The 23,778-nt window shown below is 71.7% G+C and carries 18 protein-coding genes and 1 pseudogene; 8 read left to right on the top strand and 11 right to left on the bottom strand.

Annotated features, from left to right (window positions below; all coding sequences use genetic code 11):
* Positions 1-35 precede the first annotated feature (35 nt).
* A complete protein-coding gene (locus ACSHV8_RS12050) occupies positions 36-374 on the bottom strand; it encodes a hypothetical protein (protein ID WP_436532360.1) in 339 nt (112 codons plus the stop codon).
* A 118-nt stretch (positions 375-492) separates the two neighbouring features.
* Here ACSHV8_RS12050 and ACSHV8_RS12045 point away from each other — a divergent pair, with 118 nt between their 5' ends.
* The gene (locus tag ACSHV8_RS12045) at positions 493-2,454 is read left to right on the top strand and encodes a SpoIIE family protein phosphatase (protein ID WP_436532358.1); all 1,962 of its coding nucleotides are present in this window, start codon (positions 493-495) and stop codon (positions 2,452-2,454) included.
* Here ACSHV8_RS12045 and ACSHV8_RS12040 read toward each other — a convergent pair.
* Both ACSHV8_RS12040 and ACSHV8_RS12035 read right to left on the bottom strand, forming a co-directional pair.
* Complete coding sequence (locus tag ACSHV8_RS12040) at positions 2,341-2,739, bottom strand: hypothetical protein (RefSeq protein WP_436532357.1); 399 nt, start codon at positions 2,737-2,739, stop codon at positions 2,341-2,343. The genes ACSHV8_RS12045 and ACSHV8_RS12040 overlap by 114 nt on opposite strands.
* Positions 2,740-2,826: 87 nt before the next feature.
* A complete protein-coding gene (locus tag ACSHV8_RS12035; protein WP_436532355.1) occupies positions 2,827-5,556 on the bottom strand; it encodes a helix-turn-helix transcriptional regulator in 2,730 nt (909 codons plus the stop codon).
* 102 nt (positions 5,557-5,658) lie between these two features.
* Here ACSHV8_RS12035 and ACSHV8_RS12030 point away from each other — a divergent pair, with 102 nt between their 5' ends.
* The gene (locus ACSHV8_RS12030) at positions 5,659-8,406 is read left to right on the top strand and encodes an ATP-binding protein (protein WP_436532354.1); all 2,748 of its coding nucleotides are present in this window, start codon (positions 5,659-5,661) and stop codon (positions 8,404-8,406) included.
* Here ACSHV8_RS12030 and ACSHV8_RS12025 read toward each other — a convergent pair.
* The 3 genes from ACSHV8_RS12025 to ACSHV8_RS12015 form a co-directional block, all read right to left on the bottom strand.
* Entirely contained in the window at positions 8,397-8,702 is a 306-nt protein-coding gene (locus tag ACSHV8_RS12025; protein ID WP_436532352.1) for an endonuclease, read from the bottom strand. The genes ACSHV8_RS12030 and ACSHV8_RS12025 overlap by 10 nt on opposite strands.
* Positions 8,642-10,588 (bottom strand): GDSL-type esterase/lipase family protein, encoded by a 1,947-nt coding sequence (locus tag ACSHV8_RS12020; RefSeq protein ID WP_436532348.1) that lies wholly within the window; start codon positions 10,586-10,588, stop codon positions 8,642-8,644. Before ACSHV8_RS12020 ends, ACSHV8_RS12025 begins: the two co-directional genes overlap by 61 nt.
* A gap of 163 nt (positions 10,589-10,751) precedes the next feature.
* Positions 10,752-13,556, bottom strand: coding sequence for an RICIN domain-containing protein (locus tag ACSHV8_RS12015; protein WP_436532346.1), 2,805 nt, complete (start codon positions 13,554-13,556; stop codon positions 10,752-10,754).
* A 182-nt stretch (positions 13,557-13,738) separates the two neighbouring features.
* Between ACSHV8_RS12015 and ACSHV8_RS12010 the strand changes: the two genes are divergently transcribed.
* From ACSHV8_RS12010 to ACSHV8_RS11995, 4 genes and pseudogenes are all read left to right on the top strand, one after another.
* Positions 13,739-14,512 carry an MBL fold metallo-hydrolase gene (locus ACSHV8_RS12010; RefSeq protein WP_436532344.1) on the top strand — a complete coding sequence of 258 codons (774 nt, stop codon included), beginning with the start codon at positions 13,739-13,741 and terminating at the stop codon, positions 14,510-14,512.
* 35 nt (positions 14,513-14,547) lie between these two features.
* Entirely contained in the window at positions 14,548-15,324 is a 777-nt protein-coding gene (locus ACSHV8_RS12005; protein ID WP_436532342.1) for an alpha/beta fold hydrolase, read from the top strand.
* Positions 15,279-16,136 (top strand): annotated as a pseudogene (locus ACSHV8_RS12000) (alpha/beta fold hydrolase); the annotation flags it as partial. The gene ACSHV8_RS12005 and the pseudogene ACSHV8_RS12000, both read left to right, overlap by 46 nt.
* A complete protein-coding gene (locus ACSHV8_RS11995; protein WP_436532340.1) occupies positions 16,133-16,927 on the top strand; it encodes an alpha/beta hydrolase in 795 nt (264 codons plus the stop codon). The pseudogene ACSHV8_RS12000 and the gene ACSHV8_RS11995, both read left to right, overlap by 4 nt.
* A gap of 24 nt (positions 16,928-16,951) precedes the next feature.
* On the opposite strand, the gene ACSHV8_RS11990 is transcribed toward ACSHV8_RS11995, so the two are convergent.
* From ACSHV8_RS11990 to ACSHV8_RS11980, 3 genes are all read right to left on the bottom strand, one after another.
* Positions 16,952-17,479 carry a hypothetical protein gene (locus tag ACSHV8_RS11990; RefSeq protein ID WP_436532339.1) on the bottom strand — a complete coding sequence of 176 codons (528 nt, stop codon included), beginning with the start codon at positions 17,477-17,479 and terminating at the stop codon, positions 16,952-16,954.
* 77 nt (positions 17,480-17,556) lie between these two features.
* A complete protein-coding gene (locus ACSHV8_RS11985) occupies positions 17,557-18,294 on the bottom strand; it encodes an SDR family oxidoreductase (protein ID WP_436532337.1) in 738 nt (245 codons plus the stop codon).
* Positions 18,291-19,160, bottom strand: a complete 870-nt coding sequence (locus tag ACSHV8_RS11980; protein WP_436532335.1) for an alpha/beta fold hydrolase — start codon at positions 19,158-19,160, stop codon at positions 18,291-18,293. Before ACSHV8_RS11980 ends, ACSHV8_RS11985 begins: the two co-directional genes overlap by 4 nt.
* A 91-nt stretch (positions 19,161-19,251) precedes the next feature.
* Between ACSHV8_RS11980 and ACSHV8_RS11975 the strand changes: the two genes are divergently transcribed.
* Positions 19,252-19,749: a CGNR zinc finger domain-containing protein gene (locus ACSHV8_RS11975; RefSeq protein WP_436532333.1), complete on the top strand. Its 498-nt coding sequence runs from the start codon at positions 19,252-19,254 to the stop codon at positions 19,747-19,749.
* A gap of 6 nt (positions 19,750-19,755) precedes the next feature.
* Here the strand turns inward: ACSHV8_RS11975 and ACSHV8_RS11970 are convergent, their stop codons facing one another.
* The gene (locus ACSHV8_RS11970; RefSeq protein WP_436532331.1) at positions 19,756-21,039 is read right to left on the bottom strand and encodes a multidrug effflux MFS transporter; all 1,284 of its coding nucleotides are present in this window, start codon (positions 21,037-21,039) and stop codon (positions 19,756-19,758) included.
* 271 nt (positions 21,040-21,310) lie between these two features.
* On the opposite strand from ACSHV8_RS11970, the gene ACSHV8_RS11965 reads away from it, so the two are divergent.
* Positions 21,311-22,840: a M4 family metallopeptidase gene (locus tag ACSHV8_RS11965; protein WP_436532329.1), complete on the top strand. Its 1,530-nt coding sequence runs from the start codon at positions 21,311-21,313 to the stop codon at positions 22,838-22,840.
* Positions 22,841-22,907: 67 nt separating this feature from the next.
* Here ACSHV8_RS11965 and ACSHV8_RS11960 read toward each other — a convergent pair whose 3' ends face one another.
* Entirely contained in the window at positions 22,908-23,777 is an 870-nt protein-coding gene (locus ACSHV8_RS11960) for an ornithine cyclodeaminase family protein (RefSeq protein WP_436532327.1), read from the bottom strand.
* Position 23,778: the final 1 nt, after the last annotated feature.

The raw sequence follows: 23,778 nt of genomic DNA, 5'->3' as shown, positions 1-23,778 counted from the left end.
AGATCACGGAGCCCGCAAGGCCGGAAACCTATCTATTACAAGCTGCGGCGACGCCAGGGCCAGCGGGCCGGACGGCGGTAGAGCTCGTTGAGCCGGTCGTCGACCACCGTGCGCACCCCGGCCAGGGCGATCACCAGCATCTCGCGCAGGCCGGCGCAGGTGCGGCAGTCCTCCCGCTCGCACTCGCCGCGGTGCTCCAGGGCGGTCATGACCAGGCGCTGGGCCAGCATGCCGGAGACGTGGGCGCGCTGCGCCCAGGCCGGGCGCTCCTCGATGCCGGCGCGCCAGCGCTCGACGTCCTGGTCGGTCACGCCGTACAGCTCGGCCGCCTTGCTCACCTGGGCCAGCGAATTCTGAACATCAGCCTCGGCCACAGCGGACTCCCGGTTCTCGGAGCGACCAGAACCGCATCGTACCGCCCCGTCGGCGCGGCATCCGCATTTGACAATCTCTACAATTCATCATGTAAGGGACGAAACACGGAGAGGAACGATGAGCAGTCTCGACAAGGACGTGGGCGAGGCCGACGCCGTCCGGGAGGTCTTCGACGCCGCCCCGGTGATCCTCTGCGGCCTGGCCGGGCCGGATCATCGGGTGATCGCCGCGAACGCCGCCTACCGCGCGACCCTGGGCCGCTCCGACTTCCTCGGCACCCCGCTGGCCGAGGTCTTCCCCGAGCTGGCCGGCCAGCAGCTGTACGAGATGGCCGACCGCGTCTACCGCACCGGCGTCCCCCAGGTCGGGCAGGGCTGGCGCGCCCACATCGAGCGTGACTCCGGCTCCGGCCAGCTCGTCGAGCTGTACGTCGACTTCACCATGTCCCCCCGATTCGCGGCCGACGGCACCGTCATCGGCCTGAACTATTTCGGTCTCGACGCCACCGAACGCGTCCTCGAACAGCGCCGCGCCCGGCTCGCCACCGCCGAGGCGGTCCGGCTCTACCAGGACGCCCGCGAGGTGATCAACACGCTGCAGCGGCAGTTGCTGCCGGACGGGCTGCCGGTGCTGCCGGCCGTGCAGATCGCCGGCAGCTACCTGCTGGCCGACGCCGGTGACGCGGCCGGCGGCGACTGGTTCGACGCCGTGCCGCTGCCCGACGGCCGGGTTGCGCTGGCCGTGGGCGACGTGGTCGGGCACGGGGTCGCCGCCTCGGCCGCCATGGGCCAGATCCGCGCGGTGCTGCACGACCGGCTCGACGAGACCGGCGACCCGCTGGTGGCGATCGCCGCCGCCGACCGGGTGGCCCGCCGGGTGCCCGGCGCCCGGGCCACCACGGTCTGCGTCGTGGTGCTCGACCCGGCCGACGGGGCGATCACCTACTGTTCGGCCGGGCACCCGCCGCCGCTGATCGCCGGGCCGCGCGAGTCGCGCTACCTGGCCGGCGGCACGGTCGGCGCGCTCGGCACCGGCGCCGCGTTCACCCTGGCCACGGCCCGGCTCGACCCGGGCGAGGTGCTGCTGCTGTACAGCGACGGCATCATCGAGCGGCCCGGCCGCACCCCGGCCACCGCGACCGTCGAGCTGGCCCGGGTGGCGGTCGACGCGGTCGCCGGGCGCGGGCTCGACGACTCCGAGCTCGCCCCGGCCGGCCGGGTCTGCCTGCACGGCATCGAACTGCTGGTGCGCCAGACCGGGCACAGCGACGACATCACGCTGCTGGCCGCGGCCCGGCGCACCCCGGCGCCGCCGCTGCGGTTGTCGGCGCCGGCCGGGGCCACCGCGATCCGCCCGGCCCGCGACGCGCTGGTCCGCTGGCTGCTCGACCTGGGCGCCGGCGAGTCCGACCTGGCCGCGCTGTCACATGCCGTGGTCGAGCTGGTCACCAACGCGGCCGAGCACAGCCACCCGGACACCGGCGGCGGCCGGCTCACCGTCGCCGCCGACCTGGACACCGGCGGCATCGTCCGGGTCGCGGTCGGCGACGACGGCCACTGGCATCCCCGGGACCGGCCCGGCGACCAGGACTTCCGCCGCGATCACGGGCTGGGCCTGGCGATGGCGGCCGGGCTCGCCGACGAGCTGCGCGTCGACCACGACGGGCCGGGCACGACGGTCACCATCCGGCGCCGGCTCTCCACCCCGGCCGCGCTGCTGACCACCGACGAGATCAGCAGCGGCGCCGAGTACCGGCCGGTCACGCCGGCCGAGCCCACCGTCTTCCTGGATCGGCCGGCCGCGCCGAGCAGCCGCCTGGCCATCCACGGGCCGCTCGACGCGATCAACACCGAGCGGCTCTCGGCCGAGCTGGGCCGGCTCACCCTGGGCGGCACCCAGGAGCTGATCGTCGACCTGACCGGCGTGACCCACCTGGCCAGCGCCGCCGTCGCCGTCCTGTACCGGTCACCGGGCCTGCGTCTCTACGCGCCGGCCGGCAGCGTCGCCCAGCACGTGCTCACCCTGGCCGCCCTGCCGTACACCACGGCCGACCCGCACGGCTCGGAGGACCCGGCGTAGCCCCGGCCGCAGGATCGCGACGATCGTGGCCGTGCCGTAGACGACGCCGGCCACGCCGAGCAGCGCGGTCGGCGCGCCCGGGCCGCCCACGGCCACCACGACGGCGGCGACCAGGGCGAGCGGCAGCACGTTGAGCCGCGGCGGCCGGCCCGCGGCCACCTCCACCCCGGCCGCCAGCAGCAGCCAGCCGAACACCGCGACCAGCGCGGAGCCGTGCGGCCCGGTCAGCAGGCCCAGCAGCACGGCGACGGCCGATGTCGCCAGGTACGTCAGCGGCCCCCGCATGGGCCACAGGCAACCCGCCCACGGTGGACGTACTCACGACAACCGATTGACAGATGTTTCCGGCCGGAGACGGCCGCGTGACCGCACCTACAGGACGCGGCCCAGCTGCCGGCGCGACTCGACCCCGAGCTTGCGGAAGACCTTGCGCAGGTGGTAGTCGACGGTGCTGGCGCTGACGAACAGGCGCTCGGCGATCTCCGGGTTGGTCAGGCCGTCCCGGGCCAGCGCCGCGATCGCCGCTTCCTGGGTGGTCAGCTCACCGGCGGTGCCGGCCTCGCGCCGCCGGGCGGTCTCGCCGGTGCCGTGCAGTTCCTGCCGGGCCCGGTCGGCGAAGGCCGGCGCGCCCATGTCCTCGAACATGGTCAAGGCCGTACGCAAGGAATCTCTTGCGTCCTTGCGGCGGCGCTGCCGGCGCAACCATTCGCCGTGCAGCAGGTGGGCCCGGGCCAGGTCGCTGACCGAGGCGGTTGCGCCGAGCTGCTCGATCGCCGAGGCGAACAGCTTCTCGGCCTCTCCCGGGCCGGCCAGCACCGCCCGGGAACGGGCGAGCAGCCCCAGCGCCCACGGTGTGCCGCTGGCCGTGGCCCGCTCGGTGAGCAGTTCCAGGGCCCACGCGGCGGTCTCCGGGTCCTCGGCGTAGAAGGCGGCCTCGACCAGGTCGGGCAGCACCCGCGAGTACGACGACGCGTAGTCGCCGTCCAGGATCTCCCGCGCCGCCGTGACCGCCGCGGCGAAGTTGCCCAGCCCGAGTTCCAGCACGATCAGGCCGAGGCCGGTCAGGCACACGCTGGCCCCCATGCCCAGCCAATAGCCGGCCTGCCGGGCCTGCTCGATGCGTTCCCGGGCGTCGTCCGGCGCCCGCCAGGCGACCTGCTCCGGGCTGCGGTAGACCTCCCACATGTGCGCCGTGCTGCCGGCCGCGCTGCGCAGCGAGTGCACCTCCAGCAGCAGCTCGTCGGCGGTGTCGAGGCGGCCCATCAGGGTCTGGTGCAGGGCGTCGGAGAAGAGCGCGACCTCCAGCACGTGCAGGGCGCCGGTCCGGCGGGCGACCTGGGTGGCCCGGTGCAGGATGGCCTCCCGGTCCCGGTCGGCCCAGACCCGGGAGGCCGCGGTGACCCCGGTGACGAAGTGGTTGAGCAGTTCCTCGTCGGACAGCTCCCCGGTGGCGAACGCGGCCGTCGCCGCCAGCAGCAGCGGCGCCCCGGCGGTGATCCCGTCCCGGGTGGTCGTGCCCATGGCGTCGAGCAGCAGGTCACCCGGGGTGTCGCGGGGTCCCGGCCGGGCGGCCGCGGTCTCGGCGAGCTGCCGCAGGTTGATGCCCTCGGTCAGATACTCGGAGGTGACGATGCCGTCGTAGGCGCGCAGCAGCGCACCCCGGGCCCGGACCGGGTCGACGTCGCGGAACGCCTCGTAGGCGGCCACGCAGACCGCCGGTACCTGGGCCATCGCCCGTTCGGCGCCGAGCGCCACGATCGTGCGGGCCCGCAGCATCAGCCGGTTGCCCTGCTCGGTGGCGTCCAGCAGCTGCGGGTCGGTCGCGTCGAGCAGCGCGTGCGCCTGGGTGGGCGCGCCCGAGGTGAACGCGGCGTCAGCCGCTTCGAGCAGCCGGCCGGCGCGGGCCCGCTCGTCCGGGGTGAGTTCGGCTGCCCGGGTCAGGAACGTGGCCCGGGCCGCGTACCCACCGCGGCTGGCGGCCCGGCCGGCCGCCAGGACCAGGTCGGCGGCGACCGTCTCGTCCGGTTGCAGCGCCGCCGAGGCCCGATGCCAGGCCCGCCGGTCGGCGTCGACGGCCCGCGAGGTCGCGCCGGCCAGCGCCTGGTGGGCGCGCCGCCGCTCGGAACTGGTCGCGCCGCCGTAGACGGCCGACCGCACCAGCGGATGCCGGAACCGGATCGCGGTGTCCAGGGTGACCAGGCGGGCCCGTTCGGCCTCGTCGGCCGCCTCCGGGCGGACACCCAGCTCCGCCGCGGCCGCCGTGACATACCCCAGATCGCCCTGCGGTTCGGTGGCCGCGACGAGCAGCCAGCGCTGGGTCGCCTGCGCGAACCGGCGCACCTGCTCCAGGTAGTGCGCCTCCAGGCGGGTGCCGACCGGCAGCGGCTCGGGCAGCAGCAGCGCCCCGGCCAGCTGGTTGCCGGTCAGCGAGGCCGACAGGTCGGTGATGGCCAGCGGGTTGCCGCGGGTCGCGGTCACGATGCGGGCGGCCACGGCCGGGTCGAGCACGCCGTGCACCACCGACCGCAGCAGTTCCAGCGCGTCGGCCTGGGCCAGGCCCTCGACGGTGAGCACGGGCAGTCCCTCCAGGACGGCCACGTCCTCGGTGCCGGTGCGCACGGTGAGGAACAATCCGATGCCCTCGGCGTGCACCCGGCGGGCCACGAAACCGAGCACGTTGAGCGACTCCCGGTCCAGCCACTGCGTGTCGTCCACGCAGCACAGCACCGGTCCGCGCGCGGCCACCCCGGCCAGCAGCGACAACACGGCCAGACTGACCAGGAAGCGGTCCGGGGCCGGGCCGTCGGCCAGGCCGAAGGCCACCGACAGCGCTTCGCGCTGCGTGACCGGAAGACCTTCAAGATCTTGGACGTACGCGATGAGCAGCCGATGCAGCGCGGCGAACGGGAACTCGGCCTCGGCCTCCACCCCGGCCACCCGCAGCACGCGCAGATCGGCCCCGGCGGCGGCGATCGCGTCGAGCAGCGCGGTCTTGCCGATCCCGGCCTCCCCGCGCAGCACCACGACCTGGCTCATCCCGGCCCGGACCTGCGCGAGCACGGTATCGAGGGCGGCCTGTTCGGTGTCACGTCCCAGCAGCACGGCAGCAGACTACGTGACGCGGTGCGACGACTACGAGGTCCACAGTGACGACTACGAGATCACGGACACCGAGAACGCTCCCACGTTACCTAGGGTGAGAGTGTGATCGAGCTGGACGCCCCACAGCGGCTGATGCACGGCCGCGACGCCGAGCTGGCCACCGTCGCACGGCTGCTGGTCCGCACCCGGGCCGGGCACGGCGCCGCCGTGGTGGTCCGCGGCCACGCCGGCATCGGCAAGACGATGCTGCTCACCGCCGCCCGCCGGATCGCCGCCGAGTCCGGGATGGTGGTGCTGACCGCCAACGGCGCCGAGGCCGAGAAGGCGCTGCCGTTCGCCGGCCTGCACCAGCTCCTCGGCCCCCTGCTCGGCAACGTGCGGGCGCTGACGCCCCGGCTGCAGCGGGCCCTGCGCGGCGCGTTCGGGCAGGAGGACGCCTGGCCCGACCTGTTCACCGTCGGCCTGGCCGTGCTGGAACTGCTCGGCGACCGGGCCGCCCGAACCCCGCTGCTGATCGTCGCCGAGGACGCTCACTGGCTCGACCCGGAAACCCTCGACGTGCTGGTCTTCGTGACCCGGCGGCTGACCGTCGAACCGATCGCGGCCGTGATGGCGGTCCGCGCGCAGTACACCGGCGTGCTTTCCGGCACCGGCCTCAACCAGCTGCGACTGGCCGAACTGGACGAGACCGCGGCCCGCCGGGTCCTCACCGACCACGCCCCCGAGCTCTCCCCCGGCCTGCGCGACCGGGTGCTGACCGAGGCCGCCGGCAACCCCCTGGCCCTGGTCGAGCTGCCGCGCGTGCTCACCCCGGGCGCGAGCCTACCCGAACTGCTGCCGCTCAACGAGCGCCTCGAAACCGCGTTCGCCGACCGGTTCGCGCAGCTGCCCGAAGCGACCCGGGCCGTGGTCGCGGCGTTCTCGGCCGACACCGGCTGCCCCCTGCCGACGCTGCTGGCCGCCGCGCAGGCCCTGACCGGGACCCCGATCGCGGCGACCGCCATCCAGCCGGCCATCGACGCCGGGCTGCTGCAGATCCAGGACCGCCGGCTCGGCTTCCGGCACCCGCTCGTGCGGTCCGCGGTCTACCGGGCAGCTGGCGACATGGCCCGGCTCACCGTCCACTCCGCGCTGGCCGACGCCCTGGCCGGCGACCCGGACCGGCGGGCCTGGCACCGCAGCGCGGCCACCCTCGGCACCGACGAGCAGGTCAGCACCGAACTGGAAGAGGCCGCCACCCGGGCCCTGGACCGGGGTGCGCTCGGTGTCGCCGTCACCGACCTGGACCGCGCCTCAGAACTGACCGCCGACCCGGCCCGCCGCTCGTCGCTGCTGTTGCGCGCGGCCGAACTCGCCTCCCAGCTGCTCGACCGGCAGATCGCCACCGAGCTGGTGGCCAAGGCCGACCCGGCCCAGGGGGACGCCGCCGACCGGGCCCGCCTCGCCCTGGTCCGCGACATCGTCGAACCGGGCGACTTCCGCGACACCGGCCGCCTCGACCTGCTCTGCGACCTGGCCCTGGAAGCCCTGGCCGGCGGGCACACCGACCTGGCCACCGCGCTGTGCTGGCGGGCCGCGTCCCGCTGCTGGTGGGCCGGCCTGCCGACCGAGGCCGGTACCCGGGTCACCGCGGTGCTCGGCAAGCTCGGGCTCGGCGCCGACGACCCGGCCGCGCTCGCGGTCGCCGCCTACGCCCAGCCGGACGTGCACGGGCCCACGGTGCTGCGTCAACTCCCGGCGCTGGTCCCGGACCGCACCGACGTCGACGGCATGCGGTTCCTCGGCGGGGCCGCGCTGATCCTCGGCGACTTCGTCACCGCGTCGTCGTTCATGGGCACCGCCTCGGCCGGCTACCGCAGCCAGGGCCGGGCCGCGCTGCTCGCCCGCAACCTGTCCTCGACCGGATTCATCCGCCTCTGGCTGGGCCGGTGGCCGGCCGTCCGGGCCGACCTGGAAGAGGCCGAATCGCTGGCCGAGGAGATCGGCGACCACTTCTGGATCGTCGCCGCCCGCTCGGCCCAGGCACTGCAGGAAGCCATGTACGGCAACGCCGAGACCGCGTTCCGGCTGGCCGACTCGGTGCTGGCCAGCCCGCTCGTGGTCGGCGTCCGGTTCGTCGCCAACGCCGCCCAGCACGCCCGCGGGGTCGCCGCCAACGCCGCCGGCCGCCACGACGAGGCGCTCGACCTGCTGCTGCGGGTCTTCGACCCGCAGGACGAGACCTATCATCCGGACATGTCCGGCTGGGCTTTGCCAGACCTGGCCGATGCCGCCGTACGGGCGAGCCGGCGCGACGAGATCCACGACATCCTGGCCCGGGCCGTCGAGCGGGAGTCACGGTTGCCGTCACCGATGCTGAAGCGGTCACTGACGTACGCGCAAGCCGTTCTCAGCCCGGAGCCGGACGCACCCGCCGCGTACCGCCGCGCCCTCGCCGTCGATCTTGCCGCCTGGCCCGTCCACCGGGCCCGGCTGCAGCTCGCCCACGGCTCCTGGCTGCGCCGCAACCGTCGCATCCTGGAATCACGCGTCCCGCTGCGGGCCGCCCGCGACGGCTTCGACGCCCTCGGCGCGACCGCCTGGGGCCGGCTGGCCCGGGAGGAACTACGTGCGGCCGGCGAGGAGAGTGCCGGCCGCACGACACCGTCGGGCGAACAGCTGACCGCCCAGGAACTGCAGACCGCGATGCTGGCCGCGGCCGGCCTGACCAACCGCGAGATCGGCCAGCGCCTGTTCATGTCCCACCGGACGGTCAGCTCCCACCTGTACCGGATCTTCCCCAAGCTGGGCATCACCGGGCGGGCGCAGTTGCGGGCCGCGCTGGAGGCGCTACCGCACGATCAGCCGTAGATGTCGTCGACCCATTCCGGGTGGTCGATGAACGGGTTCCGGTTGTGCTGCCAGCGCTCGAAGATCACGTCGTTCCGGTACTTCTCACCCGCGTCCGGCGGGTCCTCGTCGTTCCAGCGCAGCAGAGACGAGATCTTGCCGTGGCGCGGCAGCGTGCTGCGGATGATGGTCCGGTCGTCGGGTTCGAGGTCCGGCGTCCCTCGGTCACTCTCCTGATGTCCGCCGATCGGTGGGTTCAGCCGCGAGGCGCGTGCGCCCGCCGCCGGTAGGCGAAGAACGCGACCGCCACCATCCACGCCCCGGCCGCCGTCCCGGCCAGGAACAGCCACAGCCACTGCTTGATCAGCCGCTTGCCGACCTGGTGGGCCTCCCAGGCCCGGGCCAGCGACTTGCATTCCTCGATGCCGCACGGTGCCGGGCCGGTCGCCTTCCAGGACGAGGCCTGGAAGTTGCGGGGGCTGGCCTGCGTTCTCGCGTAGTTCGCGTCGAGCCACTCCCGGAAGACCCGTCGCATCGCGATGTGGCCGCTCTCGTTCGGGTGCAGGCTGATGTGCGTCCAGTTGGACGGGTTGAACCGTTCACCGGCGTGCCCGTGCACGGAACGCAGTCCGATGAAGTTGATCCCGGGAGCCCGGCCGTTGGTCGGGTCGCACAGTTGCAGATGTTCCTTGGCCAGGGCTTCCTGCATCTGCGCGACGTAGTAGAAGCCGTGCCGGCCCGCGGTGTCGATGATCGCCCGGTTGAGTTTGGTGGTGAACTCCTCGACAAATCCCCGCTCGCTCCGGGAGAAGGCCATCTGGGGGCATCCGTCGACGTCAGGTTTGATGGGCAGCGGATACGGCACGACCACGACGGGCACGCCACGGAACGCGTCGTCCACCTTCTGGTACACCGCGTCGAGCACTTTCGGCATCTGGTCGACCATGCCCAGCCAGTTCTTCTTGATCTCGTCGCAGTCGTAGGGGGCCAGGCAGGTCTCGGCGATCTTCGCGAACCCGGCGTCGTTGCCGCCCAGGCTCAGCACGACCATGGCCGGCTTGGCGTAGTGGTCCCGCGCGGCGTCGGCCACATAGTCGTCGACCTGTTCCCTCACCTGCTGTTCCCGGGCACCGGCGCAGGCCAGGAACTTCAGCCCGTCGAACCGATGGTCGTCCTGCGCGATCAGCACCGCCCAGGCGGTCGGGGCCCGGTTGCACCACCGTTTGTCGCGCCGGTCGCCGCCGCCGTAGAAGATCGACGCGCCCTCCCCGGACATGTAGGAGTCGCCGAGCGCGACCAGCACCTTCGTGTTCTTGTCGGTCGGGTGCGGCATGAGGTTCTCGGGCACCTGCGGGGGCGTGATGCCCATCAGCGCGATCCCGGCCATCACGGCGACGACGTCGGCGTGGGTGGTCGACACCATCGCGACCACGAACAGGCCGAACACCACCATGACCGGGGTCAGCCAATCGGATTTCGACACCGCCACCGCCGCCGTGGTCATCCCGGTGAACAGCACCGCACCACCTGCGCCCAGCCCCCACAGCCAGGGCGTCGCCTCGCGCCGGCGGCAGATCCACCGGATGGCCTGCTCCGATCCGAGCGCCATGCCGGCCGGAACCAGCACCGCCACCCCGAGGATGAGCAGCACCACGCCGGTGATCCAGTTGCCCCAGCCGAGCACCGCGCCGCCGCCGACGCCGAGCACCAGTCCGGCCACGGTCAGCAGCAGCCCCCAGGGGCGCAGGGACAGGATCCGGCCGCGCACGCGGATCGAGCAGGTCTGCCGGATCTGGGTGATCGCCGACCCGATCACCAGGTAGATCAGGATCACCGCGCCGATGCCGAGCAGCCCGAAGTCCACCCCTCTCGGGTGCCAACCGCGGTGGACCGCCACGAGGGAGACCGCCAGGACGGGAACCGCCACCCCGGCCATCGCGGACCCGACCCAGAACGGGATGACCCACTGCTTTCCGTCGAGGCTGTCCGCGTACTGCCCGCGCAGCCAGACGGTCGCCGCGGCGACGAAGACCGCGAAGACCACCCAGACGGTCAGCGCGCCCTGGCCCGATCGCGCGAACACCAGGAGGGTGAGCAGCGCCGCGACGAAGGTGAGGGTGCGCCGCAGCGCGCCGCGCGCGTCGACCGTGGGCCGCCCGACGGCCGGCCCGGAGGGTTCCAGGGCCGACGATGAAGACTTCACGAAAGGTGCCAAGAGAGCCGCCCGCAACCGATGAGCCCGCCGATATCGGCCTGACGTTCTCACCGTCCGTGCCTGGTCGCGGGCGGTTTCGCCGGTTTTCCAGCCGGGCGGTGGAGTGTGGTCGGCGCGCTCCACCACCCGTACGGGAAAATCGGTTTCGGTCTTAGGCGGGGATGACGCGCCAGCGCTGGTTGGCCAGGCCGAGGTCGGGCCATTGGCCGACGTCGGCGCTGTTGGCGGTGGACTGACCCTGGACTTCGAGGACCTTGCCGCTGTGGCGGGCGACGATCGCGAAGACGTTGGGGGCGGACCACAGCAGGCGCCACTGCTGGTTGGTGCCGCCCGCGTAGTCCCATTGGACGGCCTTGGCGCCGTCCGCCGTGGACTGCCCGGAGATGTCGACGCATTTGCCGTCCATGACGCTGGTGATCCGGAAGTATCCGCCGCCGACGTCCTGGAACGTCCAGATGTGGTCGGCCGAGCCGACCGGCGGGTACTGCTGCAGCTGGGCGCCGTTGGTGGTCGACATGTTGTTGATCGCCAGGACCTGCCCGGAGTGGGTGGCCTGCAGTTTCACGTTGCCGTCGGGGATCAGCCGCCAGTTGTGGTCGGCGGTGCCGTTGTCGGTGAACTGCACGACATCGGCCGAGTCGGCCGTGGACATCCCGGCCACGGCCAGGACCTTGCCGGAGTTCTTGTTCTTGATCCGCACGTAGCCGGTGCCGTTGTCGACGACCTGCCACAGGTGGTCGGCGGTCCCGTTGTCCTCGTACTGCACGACCTGCGCGGAGTCGGCCGTGGACATCACGTCGACGCCGAGCAGTTTGCCGCTGTTGACGTTCTGGATCTTCAGCCAGCCGTCGCCGTTGTCGACGAATCGCCACAGGTGGTCGGCGGTGCCGGTGTCGCCGAACTGGACGACGCGGGCGCTGTTGGCGGTCGACATGCCGTCGACGCCGAGGACCTTGCCGCTGTTCTGGTTCTGGATCCGGAACGCGACGCCGAGGGTCTGCCAGGGGGTGCCGGCGCCGATCGTCGGGAACGAGGTGATCCGCAGCCGGGCCGCGCCCATCGGGATCAGCGCGACCTGTTCGACCGGTTCGGCCGACGGGGTCGGGCTGTCCTGCAGCGGGGTGACGATCGAGTCGGCGTCCGCGGTCCAGCCGGGGATCTTGCGGGCCGGGGTGGTGATCCGGATCGGCGCGGTAGCCGGGGTGAACGGGTCGTTGACGTTGCCGAGCCCGGTGGTGACCGCGAACTGGGTGGCCCCGTCGAGTCCGTAGTTCCAGGCCGAGCCGGGCCGCACCTCGCGGGTCGGCCAGGTCGTGGTGCCGCCGGTGGCCGACCAGTTCTCGGTGATGGCCAGGGAGAACGTGAGCGCGCCGAATCCGACCGAGACCGATTTGTGGTTGGTCGCCCACGTCCGTGTTTTCGCCTGCATGGGCAGCCGCAGCACGATCTTGTCGCCCGTGTTCCACGTCCGGGAGATTTTCGCGTACGTCGGTCCGGCCGCGACCGCCACCGCCGATCCGTTCACGGTGAGCGCCGGCCCGGCGCACCACCCCGGCACGCGCAGGTAGATCGGGAACGCCAGTGCCTTGGGCGTGGTCACGGTGTAGGTGATCGTGTCCCCGAACGGGTACGCGGTGTCCGCCTTGACCGTCACGGTCGTGCCGTCGCCGACCTTGGCGGTCACGGTCGCCGGCCCGTGCAGGGTCGCCGCCAGCCCGCCGTCCGGGGTGGCCACCCACATCTCCTCGACGTAGTACGGCCAGCCCATCCCGTAGTTGTGCGGGCAGCACCGATAGTTGTCGATGCCCAGCATGTACGCCTGCATCGCGAACCCGTTCTGGAACTGCCCCGAGCGCCCCGGCTGATCGAGCAGGGCGACACTGTTGGCGCTGGTGATGTAGTGGATGCCGCGCTGCTGAGGGTCGAGCGAGGCGGGCAGCGAGTTGAACGCGAGATCCTCGGTGCGGTCACCCCAGACGGCGTCGCCGGTGATCCGGGTCAGCATCTCGTGGCTGGCCATGAACTCGACGATGCCGCACGTCTCGAAGCCCTGGCGCGGGTCACCGAAGCCCGGCCGGGCGTTCTCGTCGCCGGCGAATCCGCCGCCGGAGAATTGCCCGTACGTGCTCATGATCTGGTTGTAGTCGTTGTAGCTGGCCTGCCGGTGCGTGGCGTCGCCGCTGAGCACCGAGTAGACGGCCGGCTCGCGGAACCCCTGCGCGAGGTTGACGTTGTGCAGCGACGGCAGGTTGTTCACATAGTTGGCCGAGTTCGCGTGGATCTTGCGGGCCAGGTCGAGCAGGAACGTGTCGCCGGTGCGGTTGAACGTCCAGAACACCACTTCCAGGGTGTCGGCCCAGCGCAGACTCCCCCAGCTCTGGTTGAACGCGCCCGTGCCCTGCGCGTTGACGAACCGGAAGAACCGCGTGAAGAACGGCACGATGCGACTGTCGCCGGTGTATTCGGCGTACGAGCGCAGTGCGTGCAGCATCGGCATGTGCGGCCAGAAGTCGGGCCCGCCGCCCAGGCTCGTGCGCAGCGACGACGGCCCGAAGAAGCCGTCGCTCGCCTGCGTCGCCAGCACCCCGTTGACCCATCTCGTCGTCTCGGTCTGCACCCGGGAATCACCGGTGACAAAACCGAGACTGGAAAAACCCTTCAGCCAGTACGGCAGTTCCTCCCACCCGCCGAGGTTGGGATGAATCCAGCCGGTGTTGTCGTACTGCAGGAAGTGCGAGATCTCGGTCATCCGCCCGTTGATGCCGTTGAGCTGGTAGTTCAGCTGCGTCGCGAGCCATCCGGCGGCCCGCGTGGCGCCGGGCGGCAGTCGCAGGAAGGCGTCGGGCTGCAGCGGGGCGCGGTTCGTGACGTATCCGGGAGCGGCGGCGGCTTGGGCTGCAGTGGCGCCGGCAAAGGGGGCGACTGCCGCTGCGGCCAGGAGCGTACGACGTTGCACGAAGTCCTCCTGCGTGCGCTTGTGCGCGATTATGTGCGTTCGCTAGCGTTACGGCATCGTAAAACTTAAATACGTCTCTGTAAACAACCCGACCCGAACATCCAGGTCGCCCCGGTTCCGGGACGCCGCGACGCAGTCAAGTTACGGATGCGTGGGCCCGGCCGGCCGCGCATGGTCGGGGCATGAAAGACCTACGAGTGACGCATATCGGGGGTCCGACCACGCTGATCGAGGTCGGCGGGTGGCGCATCCTGACCGACCCGACGTTCGACCCGCCCGGGCGGCGGTACTCGTTCGGCTGGGGGACGAGCTCGCGCAAGCAGGCCGGTCCGGCGCTGACCCCGGACGAGGTCGGGCCGGTCGACGTGGTGCTGCTCAGCCACGACCATCACGCCGACAACCTGGACGATCGCGGCCGCCGGCTCCTCGCCGACGCGCCGCTGGTCGTCACCACGGCGGCCGGGTCCCGGCGGGTCGGCGGGCGCGGGTTGCAGGCCTGGGAGTCGACGACGCTGAGCGACCCGGACCGCTCCGACATCCGGGTGACCGCCACCCCGTGCCGGCACGGACCGGCGCTGAGCAGGCCGATCGTCGGCCAGGTGATCGGCTTCGCCCTGGAGTGGGACAGCCAGGAGCACGGCGTCCTGTGGATCACCGGTGACACCGTGCTCTACCCGGAGCTGCGCGAGGTCCCGCAGCGGCTGACCGTGGACACGATGGTGCTGCACCTGGGCGCGGTGAAATTCCCGATCACCGGCGGCCTGCACTACAGCCTGACCGCGACCGACGCGGTCGAACTGTGCCGGCTGGTCCAGCCGCGGACGATCATCCCGGTGCACTACGAGGGCTGGTCGCACTTCAGTCAGGGACGTGACGTGGTCGAGCGGGCGTTCGCGGGCGCACCCGACGGGCTGGGCGACCGGCTGCACTGGTTGCCTTTGCAGTCAAGGTACTGATGACCGGCGATCAGTGGATCAAGCAGGTTGGTGGCATGCCAACCACACGCCGTAACCTGATCGCCGGCTCCGCCGCGGTCGCCACCGGTGCCCTGATCGGGGCGCCGGCTGCGGCCTCCTCCCAAAAACCCACGATCGTGCTGGTCCACGGCGCTTTCGCCGACGCCTCGGGCTGGAACGACGTCGCCCGTCGCCTGCAGCACGACGGCTACCGGGTGATCGCCCCGGCCAACCCGCTACGCAGCGTCGCCGGTGACGCGGCCTACATCGCCTCGGTCCTGGACACCCTGCCCGGGCCGATCGTCCTGGTCGGTCACTCGTACGGCGGCTTCGTGATCACCAACGCCGCGGCCGGTCGCTCGGACGTGAAGGCGCTGGTCTACATCGCCGCGTTCGCGCCCGACGAGGGCGACACCGTGCAGGGGCTGCAGCTCAAGTACCCCGGCACCAAGCTCGGTCAGGAGCAGCTGGATTTCCGCCAGTACCCCGGCGGGTACGACGGCTACGTCAAGCCCGCGGTGTTCCGCGAGGTGTTCGCCGGGGATCTGCCCCGCTCGACGACCGACCTGATGGCCGCCGGTCAGCGACCGGGCGACACCAGCACGCTGGGCACGCCGTCCGGGCCGCCGGCGTGGAAGAGCATCCCGTCGTACTTCCTGGTCGCCCGCGACGACCAACTGATCCCGGCCGCCGTGCAGCGCTTCATGGCCACCCGGGCCGGCGCGCACAAGGTCGAGGTCAACTCCTCGCACTCCGCCATGATCTCCCAGCCCCGCGCCACCGCCGACCTGATCCGAAAGGCCGCCCGATGAGCTACGTGACCACCGGTGACGGGACGCAGATCTTCTACAAGGACTGGGGTACGGGACGGCCCGTGGTCCTCAGCCACGGCTGGCCGCTGAACTCCGACAGCTGGGAGGCGCAGCAGCTGTTCCTGGCCGAGAACGGCTACCGCGTGATCGCGCACGACCGGCGCGGCCACGGGAAGTCGACGCAGACGTGGCACGGGAACGAGATGGACACGTACGCCGATGATCTGTCCTCGCTCCTGGAAGCGTTGGATCTGCGGGACGTGACGCTGGTCGGGTTCTCCACCGGCGGCGGCGAGATCACCCGCTACATCGGCCGGCACGGGACCGCCCGCGTCGCCCAGGCCGTGCTGGTCTCGGCGGTGCCGCCGCTGATGCTGCTCGGCGTGCCGGTGTCCGTTTTCGACGGCCTGCGCGCCGGATCCGCGGCCGACCGTTCCCAGCTCTACAAGGACCTGGCCGACGGGCCGTTCTTCGGACACAACCGGCCCGGTGCGCACGTGTCGCCGGGCATCCGGGACGCGTTCTGGCTGCAGTCGATGGCCGCCGGGCACCGCAACGCCTACGAGTCGATCGCCGCGTTCTCGGCCACCGACTTCCGCGACGACCTGGCCGCATTCGACGTCCCCACGCTGGTCATCCACGGCGACGACGACCAGGTGGTGCCCTTCGAGGTCGGCGGCATGGCGTCGTCGGCCCTGGTCAAGGGCGCGGAACTGATCGTCTACCCGGGCGCGCCGCACGGGATCACCGACACGCACAAGGAGCAGCTCGGTCACGACCTGCTGACGTTCCTGAAGGAGTACGAAGCATGAGCACGATCGTTCTCGTCCACGGCCTCTGGGTGACCCCGCGCAGCTGGGAGCACTGGATCTCGTACTACGAGGCGCAGGGCCACACCGTGATCGCCCCCGCCTACCCCGGCTTCGAGGTCGAGGTCGAGGCCCTGCGCGCCGACCCCACCCCGATCGCCACGGTCACCGTCCCGGAAACCGTCGCCCACCTCGAGAAGGTCATCACGGCGCTGCCCGAGAAACCGATCATCATCGGACACTCGTTCGGCGGCACCCTCACCCAGCTGCTCCTCGACCGCGGCCACGGCGCGGCCGGGGTGGTCATCGACTCGGCGCCGACGGAGGGCATCCGGGTCACCCCGCCGTCGCAGGTCAAGTCGCTGTTCCCGATTCTCGACAACCCGGCCAAGCGTCATCAGGCGGCCGGGTTCACCCCGGACCAGTTCCACTACGCGTTCACCAACACGCTGTCCGCTTCTGATTCGCTGGCCGCCTACGAACGCTATGCGATCCCGGCGCCGGGCAGCTGGGTGTGGGCGTACGGGCTGATCGCCAACTTCAAGCCGGGCAAGCAGGAGACCTGGGTCGACTACCACAACCCGGACCGGGCCCCGCTGCTGTTCATCGCCGGCGGCGCCGACCACATCATGCCGCCGTCGGTGAACAAGTCGAACGCCCACCACTACAAGGCGCCCGGCACGGTCACCGAATACCACGAATTCGCCGGGCGCTCGCACTGGACCTGCGCCGAGCCGGGCTGGGAGCAGGTGGCCGACAAGGCTCTGGAGTGGGCCCTGGCTCACGCCCGCTGACCGTTTCCGGCCGGGCCGGGCACCTCAGATCGCGGCGGCGACGGCCGAGACGAGGCCGGTGGCCACGAGGATCACGCCGGTCGGGGCACCGACCGCCGCGCTCGGGGTGAGGTGGCGGGACCGGGCGAGCGGGATCGCGGCCAGGGAGGCCAGCGTGACCAGCGCGGCCGTCACGTGCACCAGCGGGTAGTTCATGATCACGGCGACCGGGAACAGGTGGACGCCGACCACGAAGGCGATCCAGACCGGGATGAGTTCGGCGCGGTGGCGCACGGCGAGCAGGATCGCGCCGAGGCCGGCCGCGCCGAACTCGATGCCGACGACGATGCCGAACACGCGGCTGGTGTCGCCGTCGAAGGCGCTGCCGTCGTTCCAGTGCCGGACGGCGAGCACGATTCCGGCGGCGAGAGTGACGAAGCTGAGCACGGAACCGGCGATGAGCCAGGGGCGCCACCGGCGAGGCGGCGCCTCCTGGGCCCATCCGAACCAGCTGGACGCGAAGAAGCCGAAGATGACCGCGGACATGGCCAGATCCCGCACGTATTCGGCCATCGGGCCAGTCCCCTCGAATCCATCGCGAGCGATTTCCGTGGAGTCTAGGGCGGCCCGTCCAGCCCGGCCGGGGCCGATCAGACCAGGGGCTCGCCGCCGTCGACGGCCAGGACCGTTCCGGTGGTGAAACTGCTGGTCAGGGCGAAGAGCACCGCCGAAGCGACGTCGGCCGCGGTGCCGATGCGGCGGGCCGGGCTGGTGGCCGTGCGGGCCGCGAACAGCTCGGCTTTGCGCTGGTCGCCGAGGGCGTCGTAGGCACCCGTGTCGATCGTGCCGGGTGAGACCGCGTTGACCCGGATCGGCGCGAGTTCGACGGCGAGCCCGCGCGTCACCACGTCGACCGCGCCGTTCGTCGCGGCCACGGCCAGCATGCCGACGGTGGGCTTGCGGGCCGACGCGCCGGAGAAGAGCACGAACGAGCCGTCGGCCGGCATCCGCGGCGCGAGGTGTTTGGCCAGCAGGATCGGCCCGACCACCTTGACCTCGAACGACGCCAGCACGGCACCGGGGTCGAGGTCGCCGACGGCCCCGCGAGCGCGGGCCGAGGCCGTGGAGACCACGTGGTCGACGTGTCCGAGGCGGCCGGCCAGGGCCGCGATGCTGCTCTCGTCGGCCAGGTCGACCTGCTCGGCGGTGATGCCGGGATCGTCGTAGGCGGCCGCCAGCGCTTCCGGATCACGGCCGGCGACCACCACGGTCGCGCCGGCCTCACGGGCGGCCCGGGTGATCGCCGCCGCGATGCCACCGGCGCGGCCGATGACCAGGACCGTCTTGCCGCCGAGGGCGCCCGAGGTGTCGCTGCCGGTGGTGCTCATGCCTTCACCGTCCGGCCGAGGAAGTCGTTGATCAGGTCGGCGACCTGGTCGCCGGCCGATTCCAGGAGGAAGTGGCCGCCGTCGAGCAGGTGGATCTCCGCGTCGGGGACGTCGCCGGTGAACGCGCGGGCCCCGTCCGGGCCGAAGATCGGGTCGTTCTCGCCCCACACCGCGAGGACCGGCGGCCGGTGGGTGCGCAGGTATTCGTGCAGCGCCGGGTAGAGCGGCGGGTTCGTCGCGTAGTCACGGAACAGCGCGAGCTGGATCTCGTCGTTGCCGGGCCGCGACAGCAGCGCGAAGTCGTGGTGCCAGGTGTCCGGGCTGACCACGCTCTCGTCGGCGACGCCGGTCACGTACTGCCAGCGGGTGGCCTCCAGGGTCAGCGCCCAGCGGATGCCGCCCTCGGTCTGCGGGTTCTGCTCCTGCTGGTAGTCCCAGACGGTTTTCCAGAAGCCGGGGACGAACCCGGCGTCGTACCCGTTGCCGTTCTGCGTGACGATCGCGGTGATCGCGCCCGGGTCGGCCAGGGCGAGGCGCCAGCCGATCGGGGCGCCGTAGTCCTGCACGTAGATCGCGTACTGCGAGACGCCGAGCTGCGCGAGCAATTCCGCGGTGAGGCCGGCGAGCGCGTCGAACGTGTACTCGAACTCGTCGGCCGCGGGGGCGTCGGACAGTCCGTACCCGAGATGGTCCGGGGCGATGACGCGATAGCGCCCGGCCAGCGCGGGGATCAGGTTGCGGAACATGAACGAGCTGGTCGGGAAGCCGTGCAGGAGCACGATCACCGGCCCGTCGGCGGGTCCGGCCTCGCGGTAGAACAGCTGCCGGCCCTGGACGGTCGCGTAGCGGTGATGCACCACGGTCATGACTAACCTCCGTACGTCGGTTTGATGGTTAGAACAAAAGCACGGAAGCGTGTAACCTGTCAAGCGACGTTTGGGGGTTAGAATGGCGAGCGTGGCGACGACCGACGAGGACCTGCTGCTGGCCCTGCTCAACACGACACCGGTGATCGACGGGGTGCCGCGGGACGACCTGATCGGCCCGGACTGGCTGGTCACACACGGACAGCCCGGTACTCAGGACGAGTGGCGGGCGCTGGTCGACGTGCGTTCGGTGCTGCGGGATCTCGTACGCGAAAAGGGTGATGTGACAACCCTCGCGCCGTTTCTCGACGGCGTGACCCGGCGTCCCGCGCTAGGGGCCGAGGGGATCGAGTGGACCCTCGACCTGCCGCCGGGGCGGTCGGCGGCGGCCCGCGCGGTGCTGGCCTGGGACGGGTTGCGCGTCGACAGCCCCGGGCGCCTGCGGGCGTGCGCGAACGCCGAGTGCCGCCTGTTCCTGATCGACCGCAGCAAGTCGAACAGCGCGCGCTGGTGCTCGATGGCGGTCTGCGGCAACCGGATGAAGGCCCGCCGCCACTACGGGCGCAGCCGTCCGGCCACGCCCGCGTAAGACGCCTCAGTGAGCGAGCGCGATCACCGGCTCGCCGGACTGCTCGACCGGGAGACGGTGCGGCTGGACGACCAGGAAGCAGACCACGGTCGCGGCCAGCATCCCGGCGAAGACGACGACCGACATGGCGACCGCGCCGGTGCCGAGAACCCCGACCAGCGGCGCGGCCAGCGCACCGACGCCGAACTGGACCGCGCCGAGCAGCGCGGCCGCGGTGCCGGCGGCTTCCCCGTGACGACCCAGCGCGAGGGCCGGCGCGTTCGGCATGGCCAGGCCGACCGTGACCATCACCAGCCAGAGCGGGATCAGGATGCCGACCAGGCCACCGGTGCCGGTGGCGGCCAGGATCAGCAGGGCCAGGCCGAAGACCACGCCGGCGACCAGGGAACCGCCCATGATCTGCTGCGGGTTCCAGCGGCGCAGCAGGCGCACGTTCATCTGGGTGGCGCCGATCAGGCCGACCGCGCCACCGGCGAAGACGAACGCGAACTCCTGCTCGCTGAGGCCGAACTCGTCCTGGAAGACGAACGAGGCGCCGCTGACGTAGGCGAACAAGGCGGCCATGGCCAGGCCGGCGACCAGGATCAGGCCGACGTAGACCCGGTCGGTGAACAGCCGGCCGTAGTCGCGGATCGTGCCGAGCACCCCGCCGTTGCGGCGGCGGGCCGGCGGCAGCGTCTCCGGCAGGACCAGCGCCGACGCCGCCATGATGGCGACCCCGGCGATGGTGAGCACGACGAAGACACCGCGCCAGGACGTCCAGTTCAGGACCAGGCCGCCGATGGTCGGGGCGAGGATCGGTGCGACGCCGACCACGAGCATGAGCCGGGAGAACAGCCGGGCCGCGGCCATCCCGTCGAACAGGTCACGGACCATGGCCATCGCGACGACGGCCGCGGCGGCCGCCCCCAGGCCCTGCAACACCCGCAGCGAGCCGAGGACGGCCAGATTGGGCGCGAGGACGCAGAGCACCGAGGCGAGCACGTGCACGGCGATGCCGGCCAGCAGCGGAACCCGCCGGCCGACGGCGTCCGCGAGCGGGCCGACCAGCAGCTGCCCGAAGGCCAGGCCGACCAGGGTGCCGGTCAGCGTGAGCTGCACGGCGGCGGCGGTGGCGTGTAGGTCGGTGGTGATGGTCGGCAGGGACGGCAGGTACATGTCGATGGTGAGCGGACCGAGCGCGGTGAGGAACCCGAGCACGAGAACGATCCGGAAGCGGCGCCCGAACGGGAGCAGTTCCCCGGGGGACACCGCGTCGTCGGGTGGGGTCACGGTCTGAGTCTCGGCCACGACCTCGACAAGTCGGCCCGCCGGAGGTTTCTTCCACCATCCGGCCTTTGGTAACGGCGGTCACACCGGCGGTGACCGTTCGCGCCACGAAACCGTCGTAACCGTCGTAAAGCGGTCATGTTTCCGGCGTTCATAGGAAAGGCACAGGAAACTATTCCTTCAATAGACCTTCATATATATCGTCACTCCTAGCTCAGCCGGTGCCGGCCACCCCGCCGCATCGGAGGTCTAGCCCGCCCACACCCCTACGGGCGGGAGAGGAGTGCTCGAGATGGCACGAAAATCCCTTGTCGTCGGCCTCGCCGTCGGCACCGCGGCAGCCTCGGCGCTGGTCGCGGTCTCCGGTCCCGCGGCCGCCCAGCCGACCGCGCCGGCCGTGGACGCCGTCGCGGCCGCGGACTCGGTGGTGGCCGCCCGGCCGGCCGCGCTGCGGGCCAGTTCACATGACGCGTTCCAGCGGCGGCAGGTCCTCCAGTCGCAGGGCCTGACCTACGCGGCCTACGACCGCACCTACAAGGGTCTTTCCGTCAAGGGCGGCGACCTGGTCGTGGTCACCGACGGCGCCGGCCAGACCCGGTACACGTCGGTCGCGCAGAGCAGCCCGATCGGTGAGTTGTCGACCGCGCCGGCGATCTCCGCCGCGACGGCCGCGGCGACGGCGAAGGCGCAGCTCAAGACCGTCAGCGGGGTCGAGGGCACCCGGCTGATCGTGGTCGCCGCCGACGGCACCGCGGCCAAGCTCGCCTACGAGACCACGGTCAACGGCACCAGCGCCGAGGGCGCCAGCCGGCTCACCGTGGACGTGGACGCGGTCACCGGCAAGGTGCTCGGCACCGAGGAGCACGTCACCGAGGTGACCGGCTCCGGAACCGGCTGGATCAACGGCTCGGTGTCGCTGAACACGACGCTGTCCGGCTCGACGTACTCGCTCAAGGACCCGACCGTCACGAACCTGAGCTGCCAGGACGCGTCCACCCGGGCGACGTTCACCGGCTCGGACAACGTGTGGGGCAACGGGGTCGGCACCAGCAAGGAGACCGGCTGCGTGGACGCGCTGTACGTGGCGCAGAAGCAGGTCGGGATGCTCTCGTCGTGGCTGGGCCGCAACGCCCAGAACGGTTCGGGCGGCGCGTGGCCGATCCGGGTCGGCCTGAACCAGCAGAACGCGTACTACGACGGCACCCAGCTCCAGATCGGCAAGAACACCGCCGGTAAGTGGATCTCGTCGCTGGACGTGGTCGGGCACGAACTGGGCCACGGCATCGACGACAAGACGCCGGGCGGGATCTCGAAGGGCGGCACCCAGGAGTTCGTGGCCGACACGTTCGGCGCGGCCACCGAGGCGTACGCGGCGAACCCGAACGACCCGGCCGACTACCAGGTCGGCGAAGAGGTCAACCTGGTCGGCTCCGGCCCGATCCGGTACATGTACAACCCGTCGCTCGCCGGTGACAGCAACTGCTACTCCAGCAGCACCCCGAGCCAGGAGGTGCACGCCGCGGCCGGGCCCGGCAACCACTGGTTCTACCTGCTGGCCCAGGGCAGCGGCGGCAACGGCCAGCCGGCCAGCCCGACCTGCAACAGCTCCAGCGTGACCGGGGTCGGCATCCAGACCGCGATCAAGATCATGTACAACGCGATGCTGCTGAAGACGTCCAGCTCCTCGTACGCGAAGTACCGGGTGTGGACGCTGCAGGCGGCCAAGAACCTGTACCCCGGCAGCTGCACCAACTTCAACGCGGTCAAGGCCGCCTGGAACGCCGTCAGCCTGCCGGCCCAGTCCGGCGAGCCCACCTGCTAGTACTCCCCCGGCAAGGAAGGGCCGGTTCGCCGGCCCTTCCTTGTTTCTCAGGCAATGACGGCGCTTCTCAGGCGATGACGGCCTCAGCCACCACCAGGTCCTGCCAGGACATGCCGACGCTCTTGAAGAACAGCGGCCGATCAAGCGGGCCGGCGGAAAATTCGCTCATCGGCACCAGGTCGGCCGGCTTCAGAAAACCCTCGCCGATCGCCCGGACGACGTCCCCGGCCTCGCGCAACGCGGTCGCGACGTCCTCCACCACGACCGTGGCGCGGGCGCACAGCTCGCCGGGCACCTCCCGGGCGTCCGGTTCGTGCGACCCGACCGCGACGACCACGGCCGAGTCCTTGATCAATTCAGAGGCAAACAATGGGGTACGGGCGGAAGTGGCACAGACGACGACATCCGCCCCGCGCAGCACCTCCTCGGCCGCCGCGCTGCCCAGCCCGACCGCGCCTTTGACCCGGCTCGGGTCGCGCACGATGTGGGTGACCGAGGTGAGCTGCCGAAACGCGCCGAGCGTGGCGACATGCCCGTACGCCTGCGGTCCTGAACCGAACACCGCCACCCGCAGCTCGTCCCCCAGCCGGGGCAGCACCGCGGCCACCGACACCGCGGGCGTCCGCAACGTCGTCAGCGCGGTCCCGTCCAGCACGGCCCGAAGTTCGAGCGTTCCCGCGTCGTACAGCAAATAGGTTGCCTGAATCCGTGGAAGCCCGCGCGCCGCGTTGCCGGGCGCGATGGTCACGACCTTGGTGCCGGCGTGCCGGGCGTTCTCCGACGGCATGAACAGGAACTGACCGGCGCCGACGGCAACACCGTGACGAGCCGGATCGACGCCCGGGTCCAGCCCGCCACGCAGCGCCGCGGTGATCGCCCGCACGGCCTCCGCGGGGCTGCAGGCAGCACGAACGGCATCCCCGTCAAGAATCCTCATC

Origin of the sequence: Actinoplanes sp. HUAS TT8 (assembly GCF_051380535.1) — a bacterium.
Classification (GTDB): domain Bacteria; phylum Actinomycetota; class Actinomycetes; order Mycobacteriales; family Micromonosporaceae; genus Actinoplanes.
Note: the sequence above shows the minus strand (reverse complement) of the source record. Positions and strands in the feature narration are given on the sequence as shown.